This is a genomic window from Micromonospora sp. SCSIO 07396, assembly GCF_053667945.1.
This window is the reverse complement of sequence record NZ_CM132210.1, coordinates 5,398,434-5,423,812: the sequence shown is the minus strand read 5'-3', so window position 1 is coordinate 5,423,812 and position 25,379 is coordinate 5,398,434. Positions and strand designations below refer to the sequence as shown.

The 25,379-nt window shown below is 73.3% G+C and carries 24 protein-coding genes; 14 read left to right on the top strand and 10 right to left on the bottom strand.

Translation table 11 applies throughout. The features are described from left to right. Positions 1–73 precede the first annotated feature (73 nt). From ACWCHM_RS23350 to ACWCHM_RS23325, 6 genes are all read left to right on the top strand, one after another. Positions 74–418, top strand: coding sequence for a hypothetical protein (locus ACWCHM_RS23350; protein ID WP_204956441.1), 345 nt, complete (start codon positions 74–76; stop codon positions 416–418). A 31-nt stretch (positions 419–449) separates the two neighbouring features. After that, complete coding sequence (locus tag ACWCHM_RS23345) at positions 450–791, top strand: hypothetical protein (RefSeq protein ID WP_454219818.1); 342 nt, start codon at positions 450–452, stop codon at positions 789–791. 341 nt (positions 792–1,132) lie between these two features. After that, positions 1,133–2,548 (top strand): PhoH family protein, encoded by a 1,416-nt coding sequence (locus ACWCHM_RS23340; RefSeq protein WP_088643978.1) that lies wholly within the window; start codon positions 1,133–1,135, stop codon positions 2,546–2,548. Between the two features lie 288 nt (positions 2,549–2,836). Then, a complete protein-coding gene (locus ACWCHM_RS23335) occupies positions 2,837–3,532 on the top strand; it encodes an aggregation-promoting factor C-terminal-like domain-containing protein (RefSeq protein WP_088643979.1) in 696 nt (231 codons plus the stop codon). 114 nt (positions 3,533–3,646) lie between these two features. Further along, a complete protein-coding gene (locus ACWCHM_RS23330; protein WP_454219817.1) occupies positions 3,647–4,300 on the top strand; it encodes a rhomboid family intramembrane serine protease in 654 nt (217 codons plus the stop codon). Positions 4,301–4,442: 142 nt separating this feature from the next. Continuing rightward, a complete protein-coding gene (locus ACWCHM_RS23325) occupies positions 4,443–5,411 on the top strand; it encodes an NAD(P)/FAD-dependent oxidoreductase (protein WP_454219816.1) in 969 nt (322 codons plus the stop codon). 101 nt (positions 5,412–5,512) lie between these two features. Here ACWCHM_RS23325 and ACWCHM_RS23320 read toward each other — a convergent pair whose 3' ends face one another. Then, complete coding sequence (locus tag ACWCHM_RS23320; protein ID WP_421489339.1) at positions 5,513–6,199, bottom strand: TetR/AcrR family transcriptional regulator; 687 nt, start codon at positions 6,197–6,199, stop codon at positions 5,513–5,515. A gap of 141 nt (positions 6,200–6,340) precedes the next feature. Between ACWCHM_RS23320 and ACWCHM_RS23315 the strand changes: the two genes are divergently transcribed. Then, positions 6,341–7,294, top strand: coding sequence for an NAD-dependent epimerase/dehydratase family protein (locus tag ACWCHM_RS23315; protein WP_281900518.1), 954 nt, complete (start codon positions 6,341–6,343; stop codon positions 7,292–7,294). Between the two features lie 48 nt (positions 7,295–7,342). Here ACWCHM_RS23315 and ACWCHM_RS23310 read toward each other — a convergent pair whose 3' ends face one another. After that, a complete protein-coding gene (locus tag ACWCHM_RS23310; protein WP_281900516.1) occupies positions 7,343–8,314 on the bottom strand; it encodes a DMT family transporter in 972 nt (323 codons plus the stop codon). Further along, a complete protein-coding gene (glpX, locus tag ACWCHM_RS23305; protein WP_204956449.1) occupies positions 8,311–9,342 on the bottom strand; it encodes a class II fructose-bisphosphatase in 1,032 nt (343 codons plus the stop codon). The genes ACWCHM_RS23310 and glpX overlap by 4 nt, the downstream gene beginning before the upstream one ends. A gap of 156 nt (positions 9,343–9,498) precedes the next feature. Between glpX and ACWCHM_RS23300 the strand changes: the two genes are divergently transcribed. Both ACWCHM_RS23300 and ACWCHM_RS23295 read left to right on the top strand, forming a co-directional pair. Further along, complete coding sequence (locus ACWCHM_RS23300; protein ID WP_454219814.1) at positions 9,499–10,278, top strand: DUF4245 domain-containing protein; 780 nt, start codon at positions 9,499–9,501, stop codon at positions 10,276–10,278. 183 nt (positions 10,279–10,461) lie between these two features. Then, positions 10,462–11,307, top strand: coding sequence for a hypothetical protein (locus ACWCHM_RS23295; RefSeq protein ID WP_204956451.1), 846 nt, complete (start codon positions 10,462–10,464; stop codon positions 11,305–11,307). A gap of 90 nt (positions 11,308–11,397) precedes the next feature. Here ACWCHM_RS23295 and ACWCHM_RS23290 read toward each other — a convergent pair whose 3' ends face one another. From ACWCHM_RS23290 to ACWCHM_RS23280, 3 genes are read right to left on the bottom strand one after another with little or no spacing between them, the layout of a single operon-like run. Continuing rightward, complete coding sequence (locus ACWCHM_RS23290) at positions 11,398–12,312, bottom strand: PLP-dependent cysteine synthase family protein (RefSeq protein WP_204956452.1); 915 nt, start codon at positions 12,310–12,312, stop codon at positions 11,398–11,400. Position 12,313: 1 nt separating this feature from the next. Beyond that, positions 12,314–13,717, bottom strand: a complete 1,404-nt coding sequence (locus ACWCHM_RS23285) for an EamA family transporter (RefSeq protein WP_454219812.1) — start codon at positions 13,715–13,717, stop codon at positions 12,314–12,316. Positions 13,718–13,729: 12 nt separating this feature from the next. Next, a complete protein-coding gene (locus tag ACWCHM_RS23280) occupies positions 13,730–14,791 on the bottom strand; it encodes a serine O-acetyltransferase (protein WP_204956454.1) in 1,062 nt (353 codons plus the stop codon). Positions 14,792–15,010: 219 nt separating this feature from the next. Here ACWCHM_RS23280 and ACWCHM_RS23275 point away from each other — a divergent pair, with 219 nt between their 5' ends. Both ACWCHM_RS23275 and ACWCHM_RS23270 read left to right on the top strand, forming a co-directional pair. Next, entirely contained in the window at positions 15,011–16,429 is a 1,419-nt protein-coding gene (locus ACWCHM_RS23275) for an aminotransferase-like domain-containing protein (RefSeq protein ID WP_204956455.1), read from the top strand. Between the two features lie 39 nt (positions 16,430–16,468). After that, positions 16,469–17,206, top strand: coding sequence for an alanyl-tRNA editing protein (locus ACWCHM_RS23270; protein ID WP_204956456.1), 738 nt, complete (start codon positions 16,469–16,471; stop codon positions 17,204–17,206). Between the two features lie 7 nt (positions 17,207–17,213). Here ACWCHM_RS23270 and ACWCHM_RS23265 read toward each other — a convergent pair whose 3' ends face one another. Together ACWCHM_RS23265 and xseA are read right to left on the bottom strand one after the other, a co-directional pair. Beyond that, positions 17,214–17,426 carry an exodeoxyribonuclease VII small subunit gene (locus ACWCHM_RS23265; protein WP_204956457.1) on the bottom strand — a complete coding sequence of 71 codons (213 nt, stop codon included), beginning with the start codon at positions 17,424–17,426 and terminating at the stop codon, positions 17,214–17,216. Positions 17,427–17,436: 10 nt separating this feature from the next. Beyond that, the gene (gene xseA, locus ACWCHM_RS23260; RefSeq protein WP_454219810.1) at positions 17,437–18,651 is read right to left on the bottom strand and encodes an exodeoxyribonuclease VII large subunit; all 1,215 of its coding nucleotides are present in this window, start codon (positions 18,649–18,651) and stop codon (positions 17,437–17,439) included. A gap of 125 nt (positions 18,652–18,776) precedes the next feature. On the opposite strand from xseA, the gene ACWCHM_RS23255 reads away from it, so the two are divergent. Then, the gene (locus tag ACWCHM_RS23255) at positions 18,777–19,760 is read left to right on the top strand and encodes a 4-hydroxy-3-methylbut-2-enyl diphosphate reductase (RefSeq protein ID WP_204956459.1); all 984 of its coding nucleotides are present in this window, start codon (positions 18,777–18,779) and stop codon (positions 19,758–19,760) included. 178 nt (positions 19,761–19,938) lie between these two features. Further along, entirely contained in the window at positions 19,939–20,415 is a 477-nt protein-coding gene (locus ACWCHM_RS23250) for a hypothetical protein (protein ID WP_204956460.1), read from the top strand. A gap of 27 nt (positions 20,416–20,442) precedes the next feature. Here the strand turns inward: ACWCHM_RS23250 and ACWCHM_RS23245 are convergent, their stop codons facing one another. Continuing rightward, complete coding sequence (locus ACWCHM_RS23245; RefSeq protein WP_281900499.1) at positions 20,443–21,588, bottom strand: DNA recombination protein RmuC; 1,146 nt, start codon at positions 21,586–21,588, stop codon at positions 20,443–20,445. Between the two features lie 53 nt (positions 21,589–21,641). On the opposite strand from ACWCHM_RS23245, the gene ACWCHM_RS23240 reads away from it, so the two are divergent. Beyond that, entirely contained in the window at positions 21,642–22,424 is a 783-nt protein-coding gene (locus tag ACWCHM_RS23240) for a hypothetical protein (protein WP_454219808.1), read from the top strand. Between the two features lie 163 nt (positions 22,425–22,587). On the opposite strand, the gene ppc is transcribed toward ACWCHM_RS23240, so the two are convergent. Continuing rightward, entirely contained in the window at positions 22,588–25,374 is a 2,787-nt protein-coding gene (gene ppc, locus ACWCHM_RS23235) for a phosphoenolpyruvate carboxylase (protein ID WP_204956463.1), read from the bottom strand. Between the last annotated feature and the right edge of the window lie 5 nt (positions 25,375–25,379).

The following is a 25,379-nucleotide window of genomic DNA, read 5'->3' as shown; positions in this document are numbered from 1 at the left end:
AATCTACGGTGTGTCACGTGCTTGAGACGATCAGTGCTCACATGCGTCACGCTCCCGGTGCGAGGGGGGCCAGGTGACCGAACTCGCGACCCGCGCCCAGGCGTTCGGCCTGATCGCGGAGGGGGTCGCCGCCGGCCTGAGCGCGCCCTGGCGGCTCTACCTCGCCCGGGGTTGCCGCTACCTGTCACTGAGCGTCGGCGACCGCGACGAGTGGAACGCCTGGCGGACTCATCTCGGCTGCCCGGAGATGAGCGTGCGGGTCTACGACTCCGGTGGCGAGATCCGCCGCTCCTCGATGGCCGAGGTCGTCCTGGACGGCTGCCGGATCAGCGTCGAACTGGTCGAGGAGGTCAGCACCGAGGACCTGGAACGGCTGCTCGTCGTCGACCCGACTCCGGCCGAGCCGGAGGACCGGTGACCCCGTCGCCGCGGCCCACCGGAGCCGCCCGATGAGCCCGCTGCTCGCCCTGTTCCTCGTCCTCGTCCTCGGGGCGACCAGCTACGCCGCCGGCCGGTTGCACGGTCAGCTCAGCTACCGGATCGGGTACCGCTTCGGCTACCGGCAGGGCTACTTCGACGGGGACCGGGGCGCCTGGAACCGGCGTCGGCGCGACGCCCAGGCCGTGCTCGCCTCGGCGCTCACCGCCCCGGCCGTGCCGGCCAACGCCGCGCGACGTCCCACAGCCGCGGTCCGCCAGGGCACCACGTACACCGGCTCCTCGTTCGCCAGCCCGCCGGGCCCGGTCGCCGGTCGGCACCCGACCGGCACCCTGGTCCGCCGGCCCGGCTGAACCGGCGGGAGCCGACAGCCGTCGGTGCGGCGTGCCGACACCGACCGCGTCGACAGGTGACTGCGGTTCCACCGGCCGGGATGCGCGCAGGGGGCAGGCATCCCGGCCGGTCCGCGCCGCCCGCCGGGTGGGGCGTACCCGGTGCGGGGAGATCCTCGTCCGCCCTCTAGCCGAGGCGGCCCGACGCCGCTAGCGTCTAGGCATGACCCGGGGTTTTCCCGGGTCAGCCGGCCGCCCGGATCTGCGACCTCGCGCACGGGGTTCCGCATCCGACCCCGTGTCACCGGGCACCGGAGGAGGCGGAACGCGGATGGCGGATGCCCGTCCGTCGGAGCAGGCCTGTGACGACTCGCCGTACGCCCGCCGGTGTCGACCAGATCCCGGCCGCGACTGCCACGACCCGCCGAGCCACCCGGAGCCGCCGTCCGGCGGCCGCCGCCCCGCCCGGCCCCGAGGAGCCCGGCCCAGCCGGCCAGGTGTTCGTTCTGGACACGTCGGTGCTCCTGTCCGACCCGGCGGCCTTCCACCGCTTCGCCGAGCACGAGGTGGTCCTGCCGCTCGTGGTGATCTCGGAACTGGAGGGCAAACGACACCACCCGGAGCTGGGCTGGTTCGCCCGCCAGTCCCTGCGCATGCTCGACGAGCTGCGGGTCCGGCACGGTCGCCTGGACCGTCCGGTGCCCGCCAACGAGTCCGGCGGCACGCTCACCGTGGAGCTGAACCACTCGGACGACGGCGTCCTGCCCCCCGGGTTCCGCAACGAGTCCAACGACGCGCGCATCCTGTCGGTGGCGCTGAACCTGGCCGCCGAGGGGCGGGAGGTGACGCTGGTCAGCAAGGACATGCCGCTGCGGGTCAAGGCCGCCTCGGTCGGCCTGCGGGCCGACGAGTACCGGCACGGCCAGGCCAGCGACCCGACCTGGACGGGGATGGCCGAGCTGGAGCTGGGCGAGGACGAGATCGGCCGGCTCTACGCCGGGGACTGCCTCGACCTGGACGCCGCCGCCGGCCTGTCCTGCCACACCGGCCTGGTGCTGCACTCCACCCGGGGGTCGGCGCTGGGGCGGGTGCTGCCCGACAAGACCGTCCGGCTGGTGCGGGGCGACCGCGAGGCGTTCGGTGTGCACGGCCGCTCGGCCGAGCAGCGGATCGCGCTGGACCTGCTGCTCGACGAGTCGATCGGGATCGTGTCGCTGGGTGGCCGGGCCGGCACCGGCAAGTCGGCGCTGGCGCTGTGCGCCGGGCTGGAGGCGGTGATGGAGCGCCGCCGGCACAAGAAGGTGGTGGTCTTCCGGCCGCTCTACGCCGTCGGCGGGCAGGAGTTGGGCTACCTGCCCGGGTCCGAGTCGGAGAAGATGTCGCCCTGGGCGCAGGCGGTGTTCGACACCCTCGGGGCGGTGGTGCACGAGAACGTGCTGGAGGAGGTCACCTCGCGGGGCATCCTGGAGGTCCTGCCGCTGACCCACATCCGGGGCCGGAGCCTGCACGACGCGTTCGTCATCGTCGACGAGGCCCAGTCGCTGGAGCGGGGCGTACTGCTCACCGTGCTGTCCCGGATCGGGCAGGGCTCGCGGGTGGTGCTCACCCACGACGTCGCCCAGCGGGACAACCTGCGGGTCGGGCGGCACGACGGGGTGACGGCGGTGATCGAGGCGTTGAAGGGTCATCCGCTCTTCGCGCACGTCACGTTGAACCGGTCCGAGCGGTCCCCGATCGCGGCGATGGTGACGGATCTGTTGGAGGACATCCCGGGCTGACCCGCGCGGGGGCGAGGTCCGCCCCTCATCGTCCGCATTCACTTTGTGGCGCAGGTCACAAATTGGCCGGTGGGTTTCCCATCAGCCTTACTGTGCGCGATGGTGTCCCACGAGCGCCCACGTCCCGGTGGGGGTGTTGGTGACCGTTCGTCCCCTTCTCAGGACGGGCAGCCACCCCCCTGCCGGTGCGTCGGTGGCGACCGGCTCAGGTCGGGGCGCTCGTGGCGCGGCCGCGCCCGTTCACGGCCGGTCCGTGCCGCGTCCTTGCCCCCGACGAAGGGACACTTCGTGAGTCGGCTGTGGAGCCGGTTCGGTGCCCGTACGGCCGCCGTCGCACTGCTCTCCGTGGGCGTTGCCGGCGGTTTCTATCTGGGCGAAGACCGGGAAACCCAGCAACAGGGCCTGACCGCACAGGTCGGCCTCCAGGTCGACCAGGCCGAGTACGACTACCAGCGCGACCGGCAGGCCGACCACCGGCGGGAGTCCGCCAAGCAGCGGGCCGCCGAGTACCAGGCGAAGCTGCGGGCCGCCGCGGCGGCCAAGGAGGCCGCCCAGCGGGCCAAGGCCGCCGAGGCCGCCGCCGCGTCGCGGAAGAAGGAGCGCGAGGCCGAGGCCAAGGCCAAGGCGGAGGACGGGAAGATCAAGGCCTACGCCGGCCCGGTCCCCGCCTCGTGCAGCTCGTACAGCGGGCACCGCAAGACCGGTTGCGCGATGCTCCTCCAGGCGGGCTTCAAGATCGACCAGATGCCCTGCCTGGACAAGCTCTGGAACAAGGAGAGCGGCTGGAACCCCAAGGCCAGCAACTCCTCGTCCGGCGCGTACGGCATCCCGCAGGCGGTGCCGGGCAGCAAGATGAGCTCGATCGCCAGCGACTGGCGGACCAACCCGGTCACCCAGATCAAGTGGGGCCTCGGCTACATCGAGGGCCGGTACGACAACCCGTGCGGCGCCTGGGCCAAGAGCCAGAGCGAAGGCTGGTACTGAGCGACGACACAGACGGCGGGACGGGTGGGCGACCACCCGCCCCGCCGTCGTCGTACCCCCGGTGGCACGGGACCCGGGTGGCGGTCGGCGAAGAATGCTGATAGCCATGGTGGGGTGACCCTGCACCCGACGGGCGGCGACCCCGACCGGTTCGGCACCGAGGCGTTCTACGCGTCGCTCGGCCGGGCCTTCGTCGCCATGTGCGCGGTGGTGCCGTTCCTCTTCCTCATCGAGGCCCTCGACCAGGGGCTCGGCTTCGGGCTCGACGTGGCCGCCGGGATCATCCCGCAGCGCGTCCAGGGGCTCGACGGGGTGTTCTTCTCGCCGTTCCTGCACCACGGCTTCGACCACCTCTACAGCAACAGCATCCCGCTGATCCTGCTCGGCACCTTCGTGCTGGCCGCCGGCACCCGCCGGTTCCTCTGGTCCACCCTGGTCATCATCCTGGTCAGCGGGCTCGGCGTCTGGTTCACCGGCTCGCCCAACTCGGTGGTCGTCGGGGCGAGCGGGGTCATCTTCGGCTACCTGGGCCTGCTGTTCACCCGGGGCATCGTCGAGCGGAGCTGGTGGAACTTCGGGGTGGTGCTGCTGGTCGGCCTGCTCTACGGCTGGCAGCTGCTCGGCATCCTCCCCACCGACGAGCGGATCTCCTGGCAGGGTCACCTGTTCGGGCTGCTCGGCGGGGTGGTCGCGGCGATCCTCTTCCGGCGTCGCCGCCCGTACGACCCGTACCGGGAGTACCGGGTGGAGTCCACCCTGAGCCCCTGACGCGGACGACCCGCCCGACCCGCGTGGCGGGAGCGGGAATGCTTGCCCGGACCGCACGTCGGGCCTACCGTCGGCAGCAGCACGTGTCGCCCGCCACCGGCGCGGCGCACGTTGACCGCCAGCGGAAAGCGACGGTACGCCCATGCGCGAGGTCGATGTCGCCGTGATCGGAGCCGGCCCGACCGGGCTGTTCGCCGCGTACTACGCGGGTTTCCGGGGGCTGTCGGTGGCGGTGGTCGACGCGCTGCCCGAGCCGGGCGGGCAGATCACCGCCATGTACCCGGAGAAGCTGATCCTCGACGTCGCCGGCTTCCCCGCCGTCAAGGGCCGGGACCTGGTCGCCAACCTGCTCGCCCAGGCCGCGCCCTACCACCCGGAGTACCTGCTCGGCACCCGGGCCGAGAAGCTCGCCCACACCGACGGCCGGCCGGTGCTGGGCCTGGCCGGCGGCGAGCAGTTGCGCTGCGGTGCGGTGCTGGTCACCGGCGGGCTGGGCAGCTTCACCCCGCGCCCGCTGCCGGTCGCGGACAGCTTCGTCGGCGACGGGATCGTCTACTTCGTACCGGAACCGACCGCGCTGGCCGACCGGGACGTGCTGATCGTGGGCGGCGGTGACTCGGCGTTCGACTGGGCGGCCACCCTGCAACCGTTGGCCCGCTCGGTGACCCTGGTGCACCGCCGGGAGCGGTTCCGGGCGCACGCCGCGACCGTGGCCCGGGTGTTGTCGCTGCCGGTACGGGTCGTGGTCAACGCCGAGGTGACCCGGCTGTACGGCGACGACACGGTCACCGCCGCCGAGATCACCGTCCGGGGCGGGGCGGCCGAGACGCTGCCTGTCGACACGGTGGTCGCGGCGCTCGGCTTCACCGCCGATCTGGGGCCGCTGGCCGAGTGGGGGCTGCGGCTGGACCGCCGGCACATTGTGGTGGACAGCGCGATGGCGACCAATCTGCCCCGGGTGTTCGCCGCCGGTGACATCACCGAGTACCCCGGCAAGGTGCGGCTGATCGCCACCGGCTTCGGCGAGGCCGCCACCGCCGTCAACAACGCCGCCGTCGCCATCGACCCGGCGGCCCACCTCTTCCCCGGCCACTCCTCCGACGCCGGCTGACCCACCGCACACCGCCGTGGGCCCGCATCGGCGCGCCTCCGGTCGATCCGCTGCGCGGTCGGGCGTGGGCGGACCGGGACGGTGACGCCCGGCGGGCCGGGTCAGGGGAGGCCGACGAGGTCGGCCATCAGGGCGGTCTGGTGGTCGAAGTAGGCGTCCCGGTGCGGGACGACCGGGTCGAGGCGGCCGAAGAGGTCGAAGCTGATCAGCCCGAAGAGCTGAGTCCAGCCGGCCATGCCCCGGGCGAGCAGGGCCTCGGGCAGGCCGGGGAAGAGCCCGGCGGCGATCTCGGCCAGGTCGGCCCGGACCGGCTCGGGCAGGTCGTCGTCGGGCGGGGTGATCCGGCCGGCGGCCACCCCGTCGGCGAGGATGCCGAGCAGGGTCAGCGGTGGGCGCTGCGCGGGGAGCACGGTGTCGACGGGGGCGGCGTACCCGGGCACCGGGCTGCCGTAGAGCAGGGCGTACTCGGCGGGGTGGGCCAGCGCCCAGGTGCGGGCGGCCCGGCAGGCGGCGTGCCAGCGTCCGCGCAGGTCGGCCCGGTCGACGGCGGCGTCGGCGGCCTCCACCGCGTCGCCGAGCGCCTGGTACGCCTCGATGATCAGCGCGGTGAGCAGGTCGTCGCGGCTGGGGAAGTAGCGGTAGATCGCGGACGAGACCATCCCCATGTCCCGGGCGACCGCCCGCAGTGAGAGGTCGGCGCCGTCGCTGGCGAGGTGGCGGCGGGCCACCGCCTTGATCTCGTCGATCATCTCGGCGCGGACCCGGGCGCGGATCGAGGAAGCCGGCATGCCCCCACTCTGCCACGGATCAGAGCGCCAATCAAAAGAGAGAGCACTGCTCTTGACTCGATGGACCAGGTCGGCCATGCTGGATGCAGCTCACCGAGAGCAGTGCTCTCGATCCGGTCTCCTGCTTCGAAAGGTTCTCCCATGTCGCTGCACGTGATCGTCGGCGCCGGCCCGGTCGGCACCGCCACCGCACAGCACCTCGCCCAGCAGGGCGAACAGGTCAGGCTCGTCACCCGGCGGGGCACCGGCCCCGTCGACCCGGCGATCGAGCGGATCGCCGCCGACGCCGCCGACACCGACCGGCTGACCACCCTCACCGACGGGGCGGTCGCGCTCTACAACTGCGCCAACCCGGCCTACCACCGGTGGGCCACCGACTGGCCGCCGCTGGCCGACGCGCTGCTCACCACCGCCGAGCGCACCGGCGCGGTGCTCGCCGCCGTCGGCTGCCTCTACGGCTACGGCCCGGTCGACGCGCCGATGACCGAGGACACCCCGCTCGCCGCCACCGGCACCAAGGGACGGGTCCGCAACCGGATGTGGACCGAGGCGCTCGCCGCCCACCGCGCCGGCCGGGCCCGGACCACCGAGGTACGCGGCTCGGACTACCTCGGTGCCGAGGGCAACTCGCTGCTGCCGCTGGTGCTGCCGAAGGTGCTCGCCGGCGAGCGGGTCGTCCTGCCGGTCAACTGGGACGCCCCGCACACCTGGACGTACGTCGGGGACGTGGTGCGTACCCTGGTCGCCGCCGCCACCGACGAGCGGGCCTGGGGACACGCCTGGCACGTGCCGAGCGGACCGCCGACCAGCGTCCGCGAGTTGGCCGTCCGAGCGGCCGAGCTGGCCGACGCACCGCCGCCGAAGCTGACCCGCCTGCCCTACCCGCTGCTCTGGCTCGGCGGCCTGACCGACCCCTTCGCCCGCGAGCTGCGGGAGACCGCGCACCAGTTCGCCGGGCCGTTCGTGATGGACTCGACCCGGGCCACCACCGTCCTCGGCATCACCCCGACCCCGGTGGACGAGGCGCTGACCGCCACCGTCCGTACCCTCACCGCCACCCTCGGGACGCCCACCCCGGCGGGCGCGACCCACTGACCGCCGTCCCCGCCGACCGTCCCGGCCCGCGCGGACGGTCAGGCCGGGTCAGCGGCGCGGAGCCGGGCCCAGCGCCGCCACCAGCACCGCGACCAGGGTGAGCGTCGCGCCGGCCAGGGTGGCCGGGCCCGGGTGCGACGCCGACGTCGGCAGCACCACGTCCAGCACGACCGCCCCGACGACCTGACCGGCGATGGTGGCCAGCCCCAGCAGCAGGACCCCGGTGAACCGGACGATCGCCGCCGCGACCGCGATGAAGACGATGCCGATCGGGCCACCCAGATAGAGCCACGGCTCGGTCGGCAGCGCGCCACCGGGAGCACCCCGGACCGCCAGGTCCACACCGAAGGTGATCAGCAGAGCCACCGTACCGACGGCGAAGTTGACTCCGGTGGCGACGAGCGCACTGCCCGACGCCCCCCGGACCAGCCCGTTGACCGCCTGCTGCCAGGCCAGCCCCAACCCGGCCAGCAACGGCAGCAGAGCCAGCGCCAGGGTGCCCGGGTCGCCGAGCCGGTCACCGACCGCCAGCAGCACGGCCAGCACGGTCAGCACCGCACCGGCCAGCCGGGGGACGGTCACCGGCTGCCGCCCGCCCGGCCCGATGCCCGCCCGGTCCACCACCAGGCTGCTGGCCGACTGCCCGGCCACCACCGCCACGGTGAACACCGCCACACCGAGCGTCCCGATGGTGAGCCCCTGGGTGGCGACCAGGAACGCCCCGCACACCCCGCCCAGCAACTGCCAGGGGCGCAACGCCCCGGACCGCAACGCCCCGCGCAGGTCGGCCAACCCGCGCCGCCCCCCGGGCAGGGCCGGGACCAGCACCAGCAGCACCAGCAACCCGAGACCGAAGGAGACCACCGCGGCGGCAATGCCGTCGGCCAGGCGTACGCCCAGCTCGCCGTTGATCCGGGACTGCACGGCCACGCCGACGCCGGCGGCGGTGGCCAACCCGATGCCGGCGATCCGCCGGGCGGTGGACAGGACGGGAGGGGCGGCGGTGCCGGAAACGGTCACTCCTGCTCTGCCAGCGGCCTGCCGTCGAAGTCCACCGCCGAGTAGAGGGCCAGCTTCTCCAACCGGTGGTAGGAGTCGATCACCCGGATCGTGCCGCTCTTGGAGCGCATCACGATCGACTGGGTGTACGCCCCGCCGGCCTGGTACCGCACCCCGCGCAGCAGGTCACCGGAGGTCACCCCGGTCGCCACGAAGAAGCAGTTGTCCCCGGTGACCAGGTCGTCGGTGCCGAGCACCCGGTCCAGGTCGTGCCCGGCGGCGAGCGCCTTCTCCCGCTCCTGCGCGTCCTGCGGCCAGAGCTTGGCCTGCATCGCCCCGCCCATGCACTTGAGCGCGCACGCCGAGATGATCCCCTCCGGGGTGCCGCCGACGCCCATCAGCACGTCGACGCCCGACTCGCCACGGGCGGCGGCGATCGACCCGGCGATGTCGCCGTCGGAGATGAACCGGATGCCGGCCCCGGTCCGCCGGATCTGCCCGACCAGGTCGTCGTGCCGGGACCGGTCCAGCACGCAGACGGTGACCTCGGCCACCTCGGTGCCCTTGACCTTGGCGATCCGCCTGATGTTCTCGGCCGGACCGGCCTCGATGTCCACCACGTCGGCGTACTCCGGGCCGACGGCCAGCTTCTCCATGTAGAACACGGCGCTCGGGTCGAACATCGCCCCCCGCTCCGAGACGGCCAGCACGGCGAGCGCGTTGGGCATGCCCTTGCTCATCAGCGTGGTGCCGTCGACCGGGTCCACCGCCACGTCCACCTCGGGGCCGGTGCCGTCGCCCACCTGCTCGCCGTTGAACAGCATCGGCGCGTTGTCCTTCTCGCCCTCGCCGATCACCACGACGCCGCGCATCTGGATCGAGTTGATCAGCTTGCGCATGGCGTCCACGGCTGCCCCGTCGCCACCCTCCTTGTCGCCCCGGCCGACCCACCGACCGGCGGCCATCGCCGCGGCCTCGGTGACCCGGACCAGATCGAGGGCGAGGTTGCGGTCGAGATCCTGCGGGACCCGCGTCCTGGTGTTCGTCATGGCGGCTTCCTCCTCGCGACGGTGCGGGGTGGGCCGGCAGGACGCCGGTCGCCCCGGCCGGCTGTGTCGCTGATCCTCACACGATGCCAGGTCCGGGGACGGGGCGGGGCGATGGTGCGCGGGTTCGCCCCACCGGGCGGCTGCGAGAATGGGCCGGTGGAAGCCGCCCAGCCCGCCGACCGCGTACCCGCCGACCCGACCCCGCCGGACGGCCGGCCGCCCGTGCCCCCGGCCGCCGCCGACGCACCCACCGGGTCCGCGCCCGGCGGCGGCGCGGCCACGACGGCCGGCGGCGGGCCCGAGCCGGCCCTCGTCGGCGGCGACCCGTCCCCGGTGCCCGTCGCCGGGGACCCCGGGCCGACGCCGGTCGCCGGGGACGGGTCGCCGGGCCGGGCGGCGACGGTACGCCCCGGACGCCCGGAGCGGCCCCGCTCCGAGCGCTCGCCCAAGGACATGGCCCTGTCGCTGCTGGTGCTGCTGGTGCCGATCGCCCTGCTGCTCGCCTTCTACCGGGGCTTCCTCGGCGGCGAGCAGCCCACCACGGTCGACGCCGCCCCCGCCTACGAGCAGGCCCGCGCGGCGAACGTCTTCCCCGTCACCGAGCCGTCCGGGCTCGGTGACGGCTGGCGTACGGTGAGCGCCAGTTTCCGTACCGTCGACGACGGCGCGAACCTGCGGGTGGGGTATCTCACCCCGGAGGGGCGGGGCGCCCAGCTGGTGCAGAGCAACGTGCCGCCGCAGCGGCTGATCCCCGCCGAGCTGACCGCCGAGGGTCAGCCGCAGGGGCCGGCCGACCTGGGCGGGGCGAACTGGCAGCGGTACACCGGGCGGGGCAACGAGCAGGCCCTGGTGCTCCTCGAACCGGGCCGTACGGTGATCGTGGTGGGCGACGCCCGCGACAACGAGCTGCGTGAGCTGGCCGGCGCGCTGCGCTGACCGGCGGCGCGGGTGGACCGTGCCGAGGGGGATTGCGGAAGGCGACGTCCGGGAACAGAAGGGACACGACCCCGGGCCGGCCCGACCGGGCGGGGACCGTGCGCCGCGCGGGAAGTGTCACGCCCGCGCCGGCACGCCCCCGGTGCCCGCCGGGGGTCGGACGACCCGACTGGAGAACCTGACGTGACCATTCGACGTTTCAGTACGGCGGTCTTCGCCGCAGCGCTGCTCACCCCCGGCCTGGCCGCCTGCAACAACTCCGGCACCGGCGAGGCGGGGACGTCCGCGTCCCCGTCGGTCTCCGGCAGCGTCGCCCCGGGCAGCGCCTCGCCCGGCACCTCCGAGGCCAAGCAGGCCCTGCTGAACTCCACCAACGAGATCCGCAACGGCAACTTCCGGTTCACCATGAGCGGGGTGGGGTCGACCGCCGAGGGGCAGGTGCACCAGCCCAGCCAGAGCGCCCAGATGAAGCTGAGCATCGGTGACGCGTCGTCGGACCTGATGATGAACCTGGACCTGATCCACGCCAAGCCGGACAGCTGGGTCAAGCTCGACCTGGGCGGCAAGTCCGCCAGCAGCATCCCCGGCGCGCAGAAGCTCAACCTCGGCAAGTACCAGCACCTCGACCAGACCCGGATCAAGGGCAACAAGTCCCTCGGGTTCGACTTCGAGAAGCTCGACCCGGCCGGCAGCGCCGTGCTGACCCAGGGCATCACGGAGGTCCGGCAGACCGGCGAGGGCAGCTACGCCGGCACCCTGGACGTGTCGAAGGCCGCCGAGGCCGGTTCCGTCGACCAGACGCTGATCAGCGCCCTGGGCGCGCAGGCGCAGTCGGTGCCGTTCACCGCGAAGCTCGACCCGCAGGGCCGGCTCAGCGAGCTGGTGCTCCAGATCCCGGCCGCCGGCCAGAGCGCAGCGCAGGACATCAAGATCACTTACTCGGACTACGGCAACGCCACCGCCGCCCAGAAGCCCGCCGCCGACCAGGTGGTCGAGGCACCGCAGGAGTTCTACAACCTGTTCAGCTGAGCCGGCGCACCGACGGCGGGGCGGCCCCCGGGGGCCACCCCGCCGTCGTCGTGTCCGCCCCGCCCGGCAGGCGCTGCGGTCAACCCCGGCTCAGAGCAGTTCCAGATAGTCGTTGACCCGGTCGTAGGCCACCGTCAGCAGGGTCAGCGGCTCGGGCGAGGCGGCCAGCAGCCGGCGGCACGCGGCGATGTTCGCGCCGGTCGACGGCCCCGCGCCGATGCCCTCGGACGCCATCAGCCGGCGCATCCCGTCGATCGCGTCCGCCTCGCTCACCGTGACCATCTCGTCGATGATCTCGGTGTTGAGCACCGGCGGGATCATGCCGATGGACAGCCCCTGGATGCGGTGCGGGACGAACACGTCGGCGAACATGTCGCACCCCTCCGGCTGCACGCCGAGGATGCGCAACCCGCCCTGGTGTTGCCGGAGCACCTCGCCGATGCCGGTCAGGTGACCGCCGGTGCCGATGCCGGCCACGTAGCAGTCCACCTGGGTGCCGTCCAGGTCGGCGATGATCTCGCGGACGGTGGTCAGCCGGTGGATCTCCGGGTTGGCCGGGTTGGCCGCCTGGTTGAGCATCACGTACTCGGGGTGCTCGAACTGGATCTCGGTAGCCAGCTCACCGTGCGAGTTGTTGCCCCGGGTGCTGTCCGAGAGCCGCACCTCCACCCCGAAACTGGCCAGCAGGCGACGCTTCGACTCGCTGTAGTTGTCCGGGATGACCAGCACCACCCGGTAACCGAGCACGGCGGCGGCGATCGCGATCCCCATCCCGGTGTTGCCGCCGGTGGGCTCCAGGATGGTCTGCCCGGAGCCCGGCTTGAGCAGGCCGTCCCGCTCCGCGGCCCGGATCATGTTCAACGCGATGCGCATCTTGTGGCTGCCGCCCGGGTTGTTCAGCTCCAACTTGAGCAGGATCTCCCCGGGCAGGTCGGCGGTGAGCCGGCTGAGCCGCACCAGCGGGGTGCCCCCCACGGTGTCCAGGATCGAGTCACGGATGCCCATCTCAGCCCACCTCCGCCGTCCGCCGCTGCGGGCCGGGCAGGAAACGCAGCTCGGTGTAGTCCCCGTCGACGCACCGGAACAACCGGGCCTCCCGGACACCGGTGTCGTCGATGCCGACCACCAACTGCGTAAGCGTCGGATAGAGCGGCACCCCGTCGACCAGGGCGTTGCGCCGGTCCTCGTCGCTGAAGTAGGCCCGCCCGTTGGGATGCGAGTGGTAGAGCACCACCACCGGGTCGTCCACGTCGAGGTTGTCCTCCAGGTACATCAGGTCGGCCGGGGCCAGCACGTAGCCGGTGGCGGCGGTACGCGGGAACCGGGCCGGGTCCTTGCGGTGCATCTCGTCGGCCATGTTGCGGGCCTCGTGCACCCGTCCGCTGGCGTGCACGAAACCGCACGCCTCGCCCGGGTAGGCGACCCGGGCGTGCTCGTAGATCGTGTCGAGGGCGGACCCGTCGAGCGCCGCCCCGTCGTCCGGGGTCAGCGGTGCGGGCGTCGCCGCCGACCCACCCCCGGTGGCCTTCTTGGTCAGCCCGAACGCGGCCAGCATGACCACCGCGAGGACCACCGCCAGGGCCGGCAGCGTGGCGTTCTCCAACAGCGCCGACCCGAACAGCGCCACCACCGGGAAGAGCACGAAGACGTACGACACCAGGACCGCGTCGACGTGCTGGAGCAGGTAGAAGTAGGCGGCGAAGCCGATCACCGAGCCGACCAGGCCGAGGTAGAGCACCCCGGTGAGGGACCGGCCGGAGATCGCGCCCAGGTCGGGCCGCTCGACGAACGCCCCGAGCACCACCAGCCCCACCGCGCCGAGCCCGATCGGCAGGGTCTCCTGGGTGAGCACGTGCACCGTGCCGCCGTAGCGGGCCATCACCGCGTACGTCAGGGCGTGCATGACCGCGGCGAGCAGCACGGCGGCCGGGGCGAGCAAGCCCCGGGCGCTGATCCCGGCGGTGAGCTGGACGATGCCGACCAGGCAGCCGAGCCCGACCACGACGCCGGCCCACTGCGTCCAGCTCACCGCGATCCGCGAGATCAGCACCGAGAAGAGCAGCAGGAAGACCACGACCGACGAGAAGATCAACGCTGCCAGGCCGGAGCTGATGTGCTGCTCGCCGTAGTTGATCAGTGCGTACGGGACGGCGATGTAGACCACCGCGATGAACGGCACCACCCAGCGCCGGCCCGGCGGCGGTAGCAGCGACACCCCGGGCGTGGCGAGGCAGACGGCGAGCAGGAACGGGAAGGCCACCAGGAAGCGCAGCCCGGCCGCGGTGATCGGCGGCAGCGTCTCCACGCTCATCTTCATGCCGTACCAGGTGGTGCCCCAGATCAGGCACACCAGTAGGTAGAGCAGCCCGAGCTGCCAGCGGCCGGCGCGGGGACCGGTGTGGTTCGTCATGTCATCTCCTGGTCACGCGAAGCCGAACTCGTCGAGCGCTCGCCAGAGTTGCTGGAGGTTGTAGAGGACCGTCTCGTTCCCGCAGGTGTCGATGATCCGCAGTCGTTCGTCGGTGCCGGGACGGTTCACCGCGCACCGGACCCGCCGGTCGTCGCGTTCGAGCACCACCACCGGCCGGTGCTGGCCGGTGCTGGTCACCAGGTCCACCTCGATCGAGGCGAGGCCGGTGCCGTGCACCTCGACCACACCCTCGCAGACCGGTACGACGCCGAAGACCCGGACGTTGCACTCGCCGGAGGTGCCCTGGTACTGGTTGAGCAGCCGGACCCGGCGGTGGCTCGGCACGTCGTTGGTGACGATGATCCCGGGCCCGATCAGCACGTCGTCGCCGACCGTCACCGCGCCGAGGATGCGGGCGAACGCGCCCACCTCGACCCGGTCGCCGAGCCGGGGGTGCCGTCGGCCGCTGGGGTTGTCGGCGATACCCCGCGCGCCGAGCACGACCCCCTGGAGGATGTACGCGTCGTCGCCGATCTCGGTGGTCTCGCCGACCACCGTGCCGAGCCCGTGGTCGATGACCAGTCGCCGCCCGATGCTGGCAGCCGGGTGGATCTCCACGCCGGTACGGACCTTGGCGGCCTCGGAGACCCGGCGGGCCAGGGCGAGCCGGACGTCCGGGCCCAGCGGGGTGTCCTCGGCCCGGTGGACCGCGTGCGCCACCCGGTAGGCGAGGGTCGCCCGGTAGGCGACGTAGCTGTCCCAGACATACTGCCACGAGTTGCCGGCGGCCGGATCCCGGCGGGCCAGCGCCAGCAGATCCTCCGTGGCGAGCTCGCAGATGGCGCGCAGCCGCTGCGGGGTCAGCAGCGTCTGGGTCACCGCCGAGGACGCCTCGGCCTCGACGAGGCGGACGACCTCCGTGCGCAGCAGCGGCAGCAGGGCCTCGGTCGACGCCGGATCGGCCGGCGGCGGTGTGCCGCCGGAAGAGGTGGCCGGTCCGGACGCGGCGCGGGGGGCCGGTATGCGCTGCCCCGTGCCGTTCGAGCCCGCAGTTGCGTGCAGCGACGACTCCATGCGGCTCCCGCTCCCCGTTCTGCCTGGAACCGTCTCCTTCGGCGGCTCAAGTGAGGTGACACTCGGTGCGGCGTCACGCCTCGGAAGCGGACCAGGCCGCAGGGCGGGCGGGTGCGGTGCCAGATCGTAGTCACAGCCCCCCGCTAACGTGACGATGGACTATTGCTCAAGTCAGTGGCTGAGGGAAATAGCCAATCCTCAGTCCATTGGGGGGAGAGCATGAACGCGGAAGAGTTGGCCGCTCAGCTCGGTACGTGGAAGAACGACCAGACCCGGCTCTACCGCGGGCTGGCCGAGCAGCTGCGGCTGCTGATCCGGCTCGGATCGCTGCCCCCGGGCAGTGAACTGCCCCCGGAACGCCGGCTCGCCGTGGCGCTGGCCGTCAGCCGGACGACCATCGCCCAGGCGTACAGCTCGCTCAAGGAGGAGGGCTGGCTGGTCAGCCTCCAGGGCAGCGGGACCCGGGTGGCGCACGCCCAGCCCGCCGTCGCGCCCCCCTCCGACTACGGTGCGGCGGCGAGCGGCTTCATCGCCGACGTCGTCCGTGACCGGGTGCGTACCGTCGACCTGACGGTCCCGTCGCCCCCGCCCGGCCCGTGGCTGATGGCGGCGATGTCCCGGCTGCCCGCCCTGGCCGCCGCCGCGCTGCCCGGCCGGGTGTACGAGCCGGCCGGCTATCCCGCGCTGCGGGATCGGATCGCCGGCAAGCTGACTGCCGACGGCCGGGTCACCGCCGCCGAAGAGGTGATCGTCACCAACGGCGCGACCCAGGCGTTGTCCCTGTTGGCGGGGGTGCTGACCCGGCGGGGCGACACCGTGTTGGTCGAGGAGCTGACCTGCCCGACGGTGCTGGCGTCGCTGCGTACCGCCGGGTTGCGGCTGGTCGTCGTGCCGATCGAGCGGGAGGGCGCCGACCCGCAGGCGGTCGAGGCGGCGGTCCGCCGGTACGAACCCTCCTTCATTTACGTCATCCCGACATACCACAACCCGACCGGGTGGACGATGACCGAACGTCGGCGTGCGGCACTCGCCTCCATCGCCCGCCGGTACGGGGTGCCGCTGGTCGAGGACCTCACCCTCGCCGACACCCGGATCGACGGTCCGGTCCCGCCGCCCCCGATCGGCGCGTACGCCCCCGGCGGGCAGATATACACCGTCGGCAGCCTCAGCAAGGTCTGCTGGCCGGGGCTGCGGATCGGCTGGCTGGTCGGCCCCCGCCGCGAGCTGCAACGGATCGTGCACCTGCGGGCCATGTACGACCTGGGCTGCCCGCTGCCCACCCAACTGCTCGCCGTCGAGCTCCTCGACGACCTGCCGCAGATCCGCCTCGACCGGCAGCGGGAACTGCTCGGCCGCCGCGACACCCTGCTCGCCGCGCTCGCCGAACACCTGCCGCAGTGGCGGTACGAGTCACCCCACGGCGGGCTCAGCGTCTGGTGCGCCACCCCCCGGCCACTGCAACAGTTCAACCACGTCGCCCAGCACCACGGCATGCAGCTGATGCTCGGTTCGCACTTCGCCGTGGGGGCACGCTCCTACCTGGACCACGTCCGGCTGCCCTTCACCCTCGACGAGGCGGAGCTGACCGAGGTGGTCAGGCGGCTGGCCGGCTACTGGGCCGAGGCCGGGCGTGGCTAGTCTCACGGTGCGCGACGATCGGTAGTACGCTGCGCCCCCATGGGCATCTCCCACCACGGACGCACCGAGCGTCTCGACCTCGCCGACCCGTCCCTGCGCGAGTGGACCTGCCGAGTCGTGCACGTCGATCCCGAACGTGGCATCGTGCTGGACCGCTCCGCCTTCTACCCCGGTGGCGGCGGCCAGCCGCCGGACCACGGCGTGCTGCTGTGGCAGGGGGTGCAGACCCGGATCGTCGGCACCCACAAGGGTGACGACCTCTACCTGATCCCCGCCGAGGGCGACCCGACGCCCCCGGTCGGGGCCGAGGTCCGGGGCGCGATCGAGGACGAACGCCGGTTCACCCTGATGCGCACCCACTCCGGGCTGCACGTGCTCTGCGGCGTGGTGTTCCGCGACTTCGGCGCGCTGGTGACCGGCGGCAACATGGAGCCGGGCGAGGCCCGGATGGACTTCAACCTGCCGCAGCCCCCGGAGGGCTTCAAGGGCCTGCTCGAAGAGGCGGTCAACAAGGAACTCGCCACCGACCGGCGGGTCTCCGTCCGGGTGCTGCCCCGCGACGAGGCGCTGGCCATCCCGGACATCGTCCGCACCCAGACCAACCTCATCCCGCCGGACGAGCAGGAGGTCCGGATCGTCGACATCGAGGGTCTCGACGTGCAGGCCGACGGCGGCACCCACGTCGCGTCCATCGGGCAGGTCGGGCGGATCCAGGTGGTCAAGGTGGAGAGCAAGGGCAAGCAGAACCGCCGGGTCCGCATCCGCCTGGTCAGCTGACCCCGGTTCAGGCGTCGGCGGAGGACCGCGCGGCGTCGATCCGGGCACGGGCACCGTCGAGGGAGCGTTGGCAGGCGGCGGCGAGCCGCTCGCCACGCTCCCACAGCGCCAGTGACTCCTCCAGCGACGTGCCGCCGGCCTCCAACCGCTCCACCACCTGGGCCAGCTCGGAGCGGGCCTGCTCGTAGCTGAGCTGCTCGTCGGGTTTCCGGTCGCTCATCTCGTCCTCCTCATCGCTCGACGGTCGCGGTCAGCTCGCCCTCGGCCAGGCGTATCCGCAGCCGGTCGCCCGCGGCCACCTCGCCGGCCGCCCGGACCACGTGTCCGTCGGCCCGCTGCACGATGGCGTAGCCCCGGTCGAGGGTGGCGGCGGGGGAGAGCCCCCGCAGCCGGGCCAGGGTGTGCCGCAGGTCGGCGCTGGCCGCGTCCAGCCGGTGGTCGAGGGTGCGGCCGGCCCGGTCCCGCAACGCGGACACCTCGGCCGCGCGCTGCTCGACCATCACCTGCGGGCGGGCCAGCACCGGCCGGGACCGCAGCAGGGTCAGCCGGTGCGACTCCCGGTCGACCAGGTTGCGGACCGCCCGCTCCAGCCGGGAACGGGCCTGCCCGATCAGCCGTACCTCGTCGGCCAGGTCGGGCACGACCCGCTTGGCGGCGTCCGTCGGGGTGGACGCGCGGACGTCGGCCACGTAGTCGACCAACGGGGCGTCCGTCTCGTGGCCGATCGCGCTCACCACCGGGGTACGACAGGCGAAGACCGCCCGGCACAGCGCCTCGTCGGAGAAGGGCAGCAGATCCTCGATGCCACCGCCACCCCGGGCCAGGATGATCACGTCAATGGTCTCGTCGGCGTCGAGGACCCGCAGCGCGTCGACGATCTGCGACACCGCGCCCGGCCCCTGCACCGCCACGTTGACCGTGCGGAACTCCACCGCCGGCCAGCGCCGCCGGGCATTGGTCAACACGTCCCGCTCGGCCGCCGACGCCCGACCGGTGACCAGGCCGATCCGCTGCGGCAGGAACGGCGGCCGGCGTTTGCGGGCCCGGTCGAACAGCCCCTCGGCGGCGAGCAGCTTCTTGAGTTTCTCCAGCCGGGCCAGCAGCTCACCGAGCCCCACCTGGCGGATCTCGTCGGCGCGCAGGCTGAGCGTGCCCCGCGCCGCGTAGAACTCCGGCTTGGCGTGCAGCACCACCCGGGCGCCCTCGCGCAGCTCCGGCGCGCCCGAGTCGAGGACGTCCCGGTTGGTGGTGACGGTGAGGCTGAGGTCGGCCGACGGGTCGCGCAGGGTCAGGAAGACCGTGCCGGCCCCCGGCCGGCGGCTGATCTGCGCCACCTGCCCGTCGACCCAGACCCAGCCGAGCTTGGCGATCCACGCGCCGACCTTCTGGCTGACCACCCGGACCGGCCAGGGTTCCTCGGGGGTGCTGCGCGGGGCGTCGGTCACCCGCCCACCCTACGGTCCGCCTCCGACGACCCGCCGCTGCCGGGCCGCCCGCCGCGACCCGTACCCCCGCTGTGGTACGGGTCGCAGCTCCTGCCGGGGGAGATGTCGACACGTACGATGGTCGGGTGACCGAGGCTGAGGCGACCCCCAAGACCGGCAAGCGCGTGCTCCTGGCCAAGCCCCGCGGCTACTGCGCCGGGGTGGACCGGGCGGTGCAGACCGTCGAGGAGGCGCTGAAGCTCTACGGTGCGCCGATCTACGTCCGCAAGCAGATCGTGCACAACAAACACGTGGTGCAGACCCTGGAGGCGCGGGGCGCGATCTTCGTGGAGGAGAACGAGGAGGTGCCCGAGGGCGCCACCGTCATCTTCTCCGCGCACGGCGTCGCCCCCGAGGTCTACGAGCAGGCCAGGGCCCGGTCGCTGCGGGCGATCGATGCGACCTGCCCGTTGGTGACCAAGGTGCACCAGGAGGCCAAGCGGTTCGCCGCCGAGGACTACGACATCCTGCTGATCGGTCACGAGGGGCACGAGGAGGTCATCGGCACCGCCGGGGAGGCCCCCGCCCACATCCAACTCGTCGACGGCCCCGACGACGTCGACCGGATCACCGTGCGTGACCCGAACAAGGTCGTCTGGCTCTCCCAGACCACGCTGTCGGTGGACGAGACGCTGGAGACGGTGGCCCGGCTCAAGACCCGGCTGCCGCTGCTCCAGTCGCCGCCCAGCGACGACATCTGCTACGCCACCTCCAACCGGCAGCACGTGGTCAAGGAGATCGCCCCCGACTGCGACGTGGTGATCGTGGTCGGCTCGCGCAACTCGTCCAACTCGGTACGCCTGGTCGAGGTGGCCCTGGACGCCGGGGCCCGCGCCGGGCACCTGGTCGACTTCGCCCACGAGATCGACGACGCCTGGCTGGCCGACGCCCGGACGGTGGGCCTGACCTCCGGCGCGAGCGTGCCCGACGAGTTGGTCCACGAGGTGCTGGCCCACCTGGCCGAGCGGGGCTTCACCGATGTCGACGAGGTGGTCACCGCCAACGAGCGGCTGACCTTCTCGCTGCCGCAGGAACTCAAGCGTGACATGAAGGCCGCCGCGCGCGGCTGACCACGGGCCGGCTGCGGCGGGGTCGAGCCGGCACGGAAGCCTCGCGCCGCCCCGGGCACCGGGTGGCGCGCCGATCGTGGGTCGGCGTGCTCGTCGGCGGCCTGCCGGCACCGGTGTCCGTCGTCGGGGGGTTCCCGGCGGACGGAACGGATCACGGGAGGGGTACGTCCCAGTGGGTATGAGAACTCCTCGGATGGCGGTCGTCGTGCTGCTGGCCGCCGGTGTGGCGCTCGCCGCCTGTGGCGACGGTGCCGACGTCACCGGCCCGCCGGCCACGCCGACCAGTTCCCCCACCCTCACGGTCACCCCGACGGACCCGGTCACCCCGACGGGGACCGTGCCGCCGTCCGCGCCGTCGGCCTCGGTGGCCCCGTCCGCGCCGCCGGCCGGGTCGGTGCCGCCCGGCGGGCTGAAGCCGCCGCCCGGCGGCCCACGGCTGCCGCCCGGTCCGGGTGCGACGGAGCTGACCGGCACCGTCGAGGCGGGCGTCGAGCCGGGGTGCCTGCTGCTCGACGGCCACCAGTTGGTAGGCGGCCCCACCGACGTGCTCGTGAAGGGCGCCCGGGTCACCGTCACCGGCCGGGCCCAACCCGACCTGATGAGCACCTGCCAGCAGGGCGTCCCGTTCCTGGTGGAATCGGCCCGCCGCTCCTGACCCGTCCCGCCCGTGTGCCCGTCCGGGTCAGGGGCGGTCGTCGAGGAGTTCGGGGGCCTGGGGTTGGCGGGGGGTCAGCTCGACCTGGGCCGGGACGGTCAGTTCCTGGTCGGAGACGCCCAGCTCGGCCAGTTTGCGTGCGCTGACCAGGACCCGGGCCTCCAGCGAACCGACCGCCCGGTTGTACGCCGTCACCGCGCCACCGAGCGAGCTGCCGAGCTTGCCGACGTGCTCGCCCAGGGTGGACAGTCGGCCGTACAGCTCGCGGGCCAGCGCGTGCACCGCCACCGCGTTACGGGCCAGCGCCTCCTGCCGCCACGAGTACGCCACCGTGCGCAGCAGCGCGACCAGGGTGGCCGGGGTGGCGAGCACCACGTTGCGGGCGAACGCGTGCTCCAGCAGCGTCGGGTCGCGCTGCAACGCCACGTCCAGGAACGGGTCGGCCGGGACGAACAGCACCACGAACTCCGGGCTGTCGTCGAACGCCGCCCAGTAGGTCTTCGCGGCCAGCGCGTCGACATGCCCACGCAGGTGTTTGGCGTGCCGGTCGAGGTGGGTGTCCCGGCTGCGCTCGTCGCGTGCCTCCATCGCCGTCAGGTAGGCGTCGAAGGGCGCCTTGGCGTCCACCACCACCGTGCGCCCGCCGTGCAGCCGGACCACCAGGTCGGGGCGGACCCCCTGGTGGTCGGTGGCGGCGGTGACCTGCTCGCTGAAGTCGCAGTGTTCCAGCATGCCGGCCGCCTCGACGATCCGGCGGAGCTGGTGCTCGCCCCAGCGTCCGCGTACCTGCGGGGCGCGCAGCGCGGCGACCAGCTGCTTGGTCTCGGTGCGCAGCTCGCTGGAGACGGCACCCATCGAGCGGACCTGTTCGCGCAGCTCGGCGTAGGCGTCGACGCGGTCGCGTTCCAGCTCGCCGACCCGGGTCTCGTAGCGGCGCAGGGTGTCGTGCAGCGGGGCGACCGCGCGGGCCACCGCCTCCTGGGACTGGGCGGTGGCCTCGTAGCTCAGCGCCCGCATCGACTGCTCCAGCCGGCCCTCGCCCTCCCGGGTGGCGGCGAGGGTGGCCTCCAGCCGGGCGATCTCGGTGGCCGACCGGGAGCGGGCGGCGTACCAGCCGACCGCCCCGCCGGCGGCGAGGCAGACCACCACCACGGCCAGCGTCGAGAAGTCCATCACCAGAGCTTGCCAAACGGGTACGACTCGACGCCCCCGGGTACGTTCGGAGAATGGAATTTCTGCTCGTGCTCATCCTGGTCGCCATGCTGGCCGGTGGTTTCGTCTGGTGGCGGCGGGAGAAGGCGGCCCGGGAGGCGCGCAGCCTCGCCGACGTACGCGCCGACGCCCAACGCTGGTACGAACGCCTCGGTGGCCAGGTGATGAACCTGCACGGCGACGACCCGGCGGTACGCCAGGCGCTGGTCGACGCGGGTGAGCGGTACAACGCGGCGGGCAGCCAGTTGGAGCAGGCCCGTACGGTGCACCAGTTCCGGCTGGCCCGGGAGACCGCGTTGGAGGGGCTCGCCTACGCGCGGGCGGCCCGGGTGGCGCTCGGCCTGGACCCGGGCCCGGAGCTGCCCCCGCTGGCCGCCGCGCAGGGGGCCGGGGAGATCACCCGGGAGCGTCAGGTGGACGTGCAGGGGCAGACGTTCAGGGCCGGCCCGCAGCCCGGCCGGGATACCCCGTACTACTACCCGGGCGGCCGTTACCAGGGCCGGCCGGTGCCGGCCGGCTGGTACTCGACGCCGTGGTGGAAGACCGCGCTGGGGGCGGGCGTCGGTGTGGTCGGCGGGATGCTGATCGCCGACGCACTCTTCTCGCCGGCCTTCGCCGACCCGGGCTACGACGCCGGTTACCAGGAGGGTTTCGGCGACGGCACCGACTTCGGCGGTGACTTCGGCAGCGCCGGGGACGTCGGCGGCGGCGACTTCGGCGGGGGTGACTTCGGCGGCGGCGGGTTCGGGGGCGGCGACTTCGGCGGTGGCGACTTCGGCGGTGGCGGCGACTTCTGACGCCGGGGCCGCCGTCGTGGCGTCCGACCGGTCCCCACCCGCCGCGCACCCAACGTGCTTCCGGGCAGGCCCGGACGGGTCCCGGGCAGGCCCGGATGTGCTCCGGCGGCCGGTGCGGAGCGGGCCCCTGCGGTAGCCGAGGCGTCGGCAGGGGCCCGGCGCGTCAGCCGGTGTTGCGCATCCCGGCGGCGATGCCGTTGACCGTGGTGAGCAGGGCGCGCTCCAGGGCCGTACCGTCGCTGGGGGCGCGCCGGCCGCCCGGCGCGGTGATCACCGCACGACCGGCGGCGCCGGAGTCCCGGTACTGCCGCAGCAGCGCCACCTGGAGGTGGTGCAGCGGCTCCAGGTAGGTGTCGCGCACCGCCAGGGTGCGCTGGAGCACCGGCGAGTTCTCCAGCAGGGCCGGCGACGAGGTGACCGCCAGCACCTCCTGCTTGGTCAGCTCGTACTCCTGCTGGATCTTGTCGAAGATCGGGTGCAGTTCCTCGGGGACCAGCGTCTCGACGTACCGGCGGGCGATGCTGAGGTCGGTCTTGGTCAGCATCATCTCCACGTTGGACAGGAACGTGCGGAAGAAGTGCCAGTTGCGGTGCATCTCGGCCAGCACGTCCTCCAGCCCGGCGGCGCGGGCGGCGGCGAGGCCGGAACCGACCCCGAACCAGCCGGGCACGATCTGCCGGGTCTGCGTCCAGCCGAACACCCACGGGATGGCCCGCAGCCCGCCCAGGCCGGCCCCGGTGTTCGGCCGCTTCGCCGGCCGGGAGCCGATGTTCAGCGCGCCGAGCAGCTCCGTCGGCGTGGACGCCCAGAAGTACGCCGGCAGGTCCGGGTCCTCCACCAGGCCCCGGTACGACCGGAAGGCCGACTCGGAGACCACGTCCATCGCCGCGTCCCAGCGTTCCAACTGCTCGGCGGGCTGCCGGGGGGCGGTGTGCAGCAGCGTCGCCTGGAGCACCGCGGCCACGGTCAGCTCCAGGTTCTCCCGGGCCAGCGCCGGCAGGGTGTACTTGTCGGAGATGACCTCACCCTGCTCGGTCACCTTGATCGCGCCGTCCAGGGTGCCGTACGGCTGGGCCAGGATCGCCTCGTGGGTGGGGCCGCCGCCGCGCCCGACGGTGCCGCCCCGGCCGTGGAACAACCGCAGGTGTACGCCGTGCTGGGCGGCCACGTCCCGCAGCGCCCGCTGGGCCCGGTGGATGGACCACTGGCTGGTGGTGATGCCGGCCTCCTTGTTGGAGTCGGAGTAGCCCAGCATCACCTCCTGCACGTCGCCCCGGGCCGCGACCAGCGCCCGGTAGGCCGGCAGGGAGAGCAGTTCGTTGAGCATCTCGCCGCCGGCGTTCAGCTCGGCCGGGGTCTCCAGCAGCGGGACGAAGCCGATCCGGGCCCGCCCGGTGTGCACGTCGACCAGGCCGGCCTCCCGGGCCAGCACCACCGCCGCGAGCACGTCGTCCACACCCAGGGTCATCGAGATGATGTACGACTCGATGACCTCGCCGCCGAACCGGTCCTGCGCCTCGCGGATCGTCCCGAACACGTCGAACGTCTTGCGCGCCCCCTCGGTCAACGGGGTGTCCAGGGCGGACAGCGGCCGACGGCCGGTCAGCTCGTCGGCGAGCAGCTTGGTGCGCTCCAGCCGGGTCAGCGACGGGTAGTCCGACACCTCGCCGACCGCCGCGTAGAGCTGGGTGAGTACCTCGTGGTGCTTCTCGGCGTGTTCCCGGACGTCCATGGTGGCCAGGTGCAGCCCGAACGCGGAGACGGTACGGATGGTGGAGGCGAGCCGGCCGACGGCGGTGAGCTGCCCGGAGTTGCGGGCCAGTGAGGCGCGCAGCAGCTCCAGGTCGGCGATCAGCTCGCCGGAGCCCTGGTAGTCCCGGCCCGGCACGTGCGGGGTGCCGGCGCGCAGCCGCTCCCGGGTGTTGGCCAGCTTCGCCTTCACGCAGCGGGCCTTGAGCCGGTAGGGCTCCTCGGCGTTGACCCGGCGGAACCGGGGGGCCACCTCGGGCAGCGCGTCCAGGTCGGCGGCGAGACTGGCCGACAGGTCCAGCGACACGGCGCGCAGCCGGCGGGAGACGGAGACCTCGTTGACCAGGTGCTCCATCGCCGCCTCGGTGGCCGCGATGCCGTGCTCGTGCTGGATGCGCAGCACCTCCCGGGTGACCACGGGGGTGACGAACGGGTTGCCGTCCCGGTCGCCGCCGATCCAGGTGCCGAAGGTCAGCGGGCGCGACGTCGGCGAGGTCTCCACGCCGAGGGTGCGCAGCGTGTCGGCCAGGTCGTCGAGCACCTGCGGGGCGGCCTCGGCGTACAGGTCGCGCAGGTAGTAGATGGCGTTGCGGGCCTCGTCGGTCGGGTCGGGCCGGTCGAGGCGCAGCTCGTCGGTCTGCCACATCAGGTCGAGCAGTTCGGCGAGGCGGCGGTTGGCCGGGGCCTCGTCGCTGGCGCCGTAGAGGATGGCGTTGGCGGTCTCGGCGTCCAGCTCGTCGGCGATGGCGCGCAGCTTGGACAGGATCGACCGGCGGGCCGCCTCGGTGGGGTGGGCGGTGAAGACGGGGCGTACCGCGAGGCGGCGGGCGGCGGCGGCGATCTCCTCGGCCGGCACCCCGCGCTCGGCGATCATCTTGGCCGCCTGGTCCAGCCAGCCGCCCTGGATCGCCCGGCGGCGGCGCAGGTCGCGGGCCCGGTGCACCTGCTCGGTGATGTTGGCCAGGTGGAAGTAGGTGGAGAAGGCGCGGGCCAGCTTGGTGCCGGTGGACACGTCGAGCCCGCCGAGGCGCTGCGCGGCGGCCGGGGCGTCGGAGCGGACCTGGGCGCGGATCTCCTCGACCAGGTCGAGCAGCGGTCGCCCCTCCTGCCGGGCCAGGGTCTGGCCGAGCAGGGTGCCGAGCCGACGGATGTCGGCCCGCAGTGCGGCGTCGGGCCCGTCGTGATCATGCTGGTCGGTCACCGTGC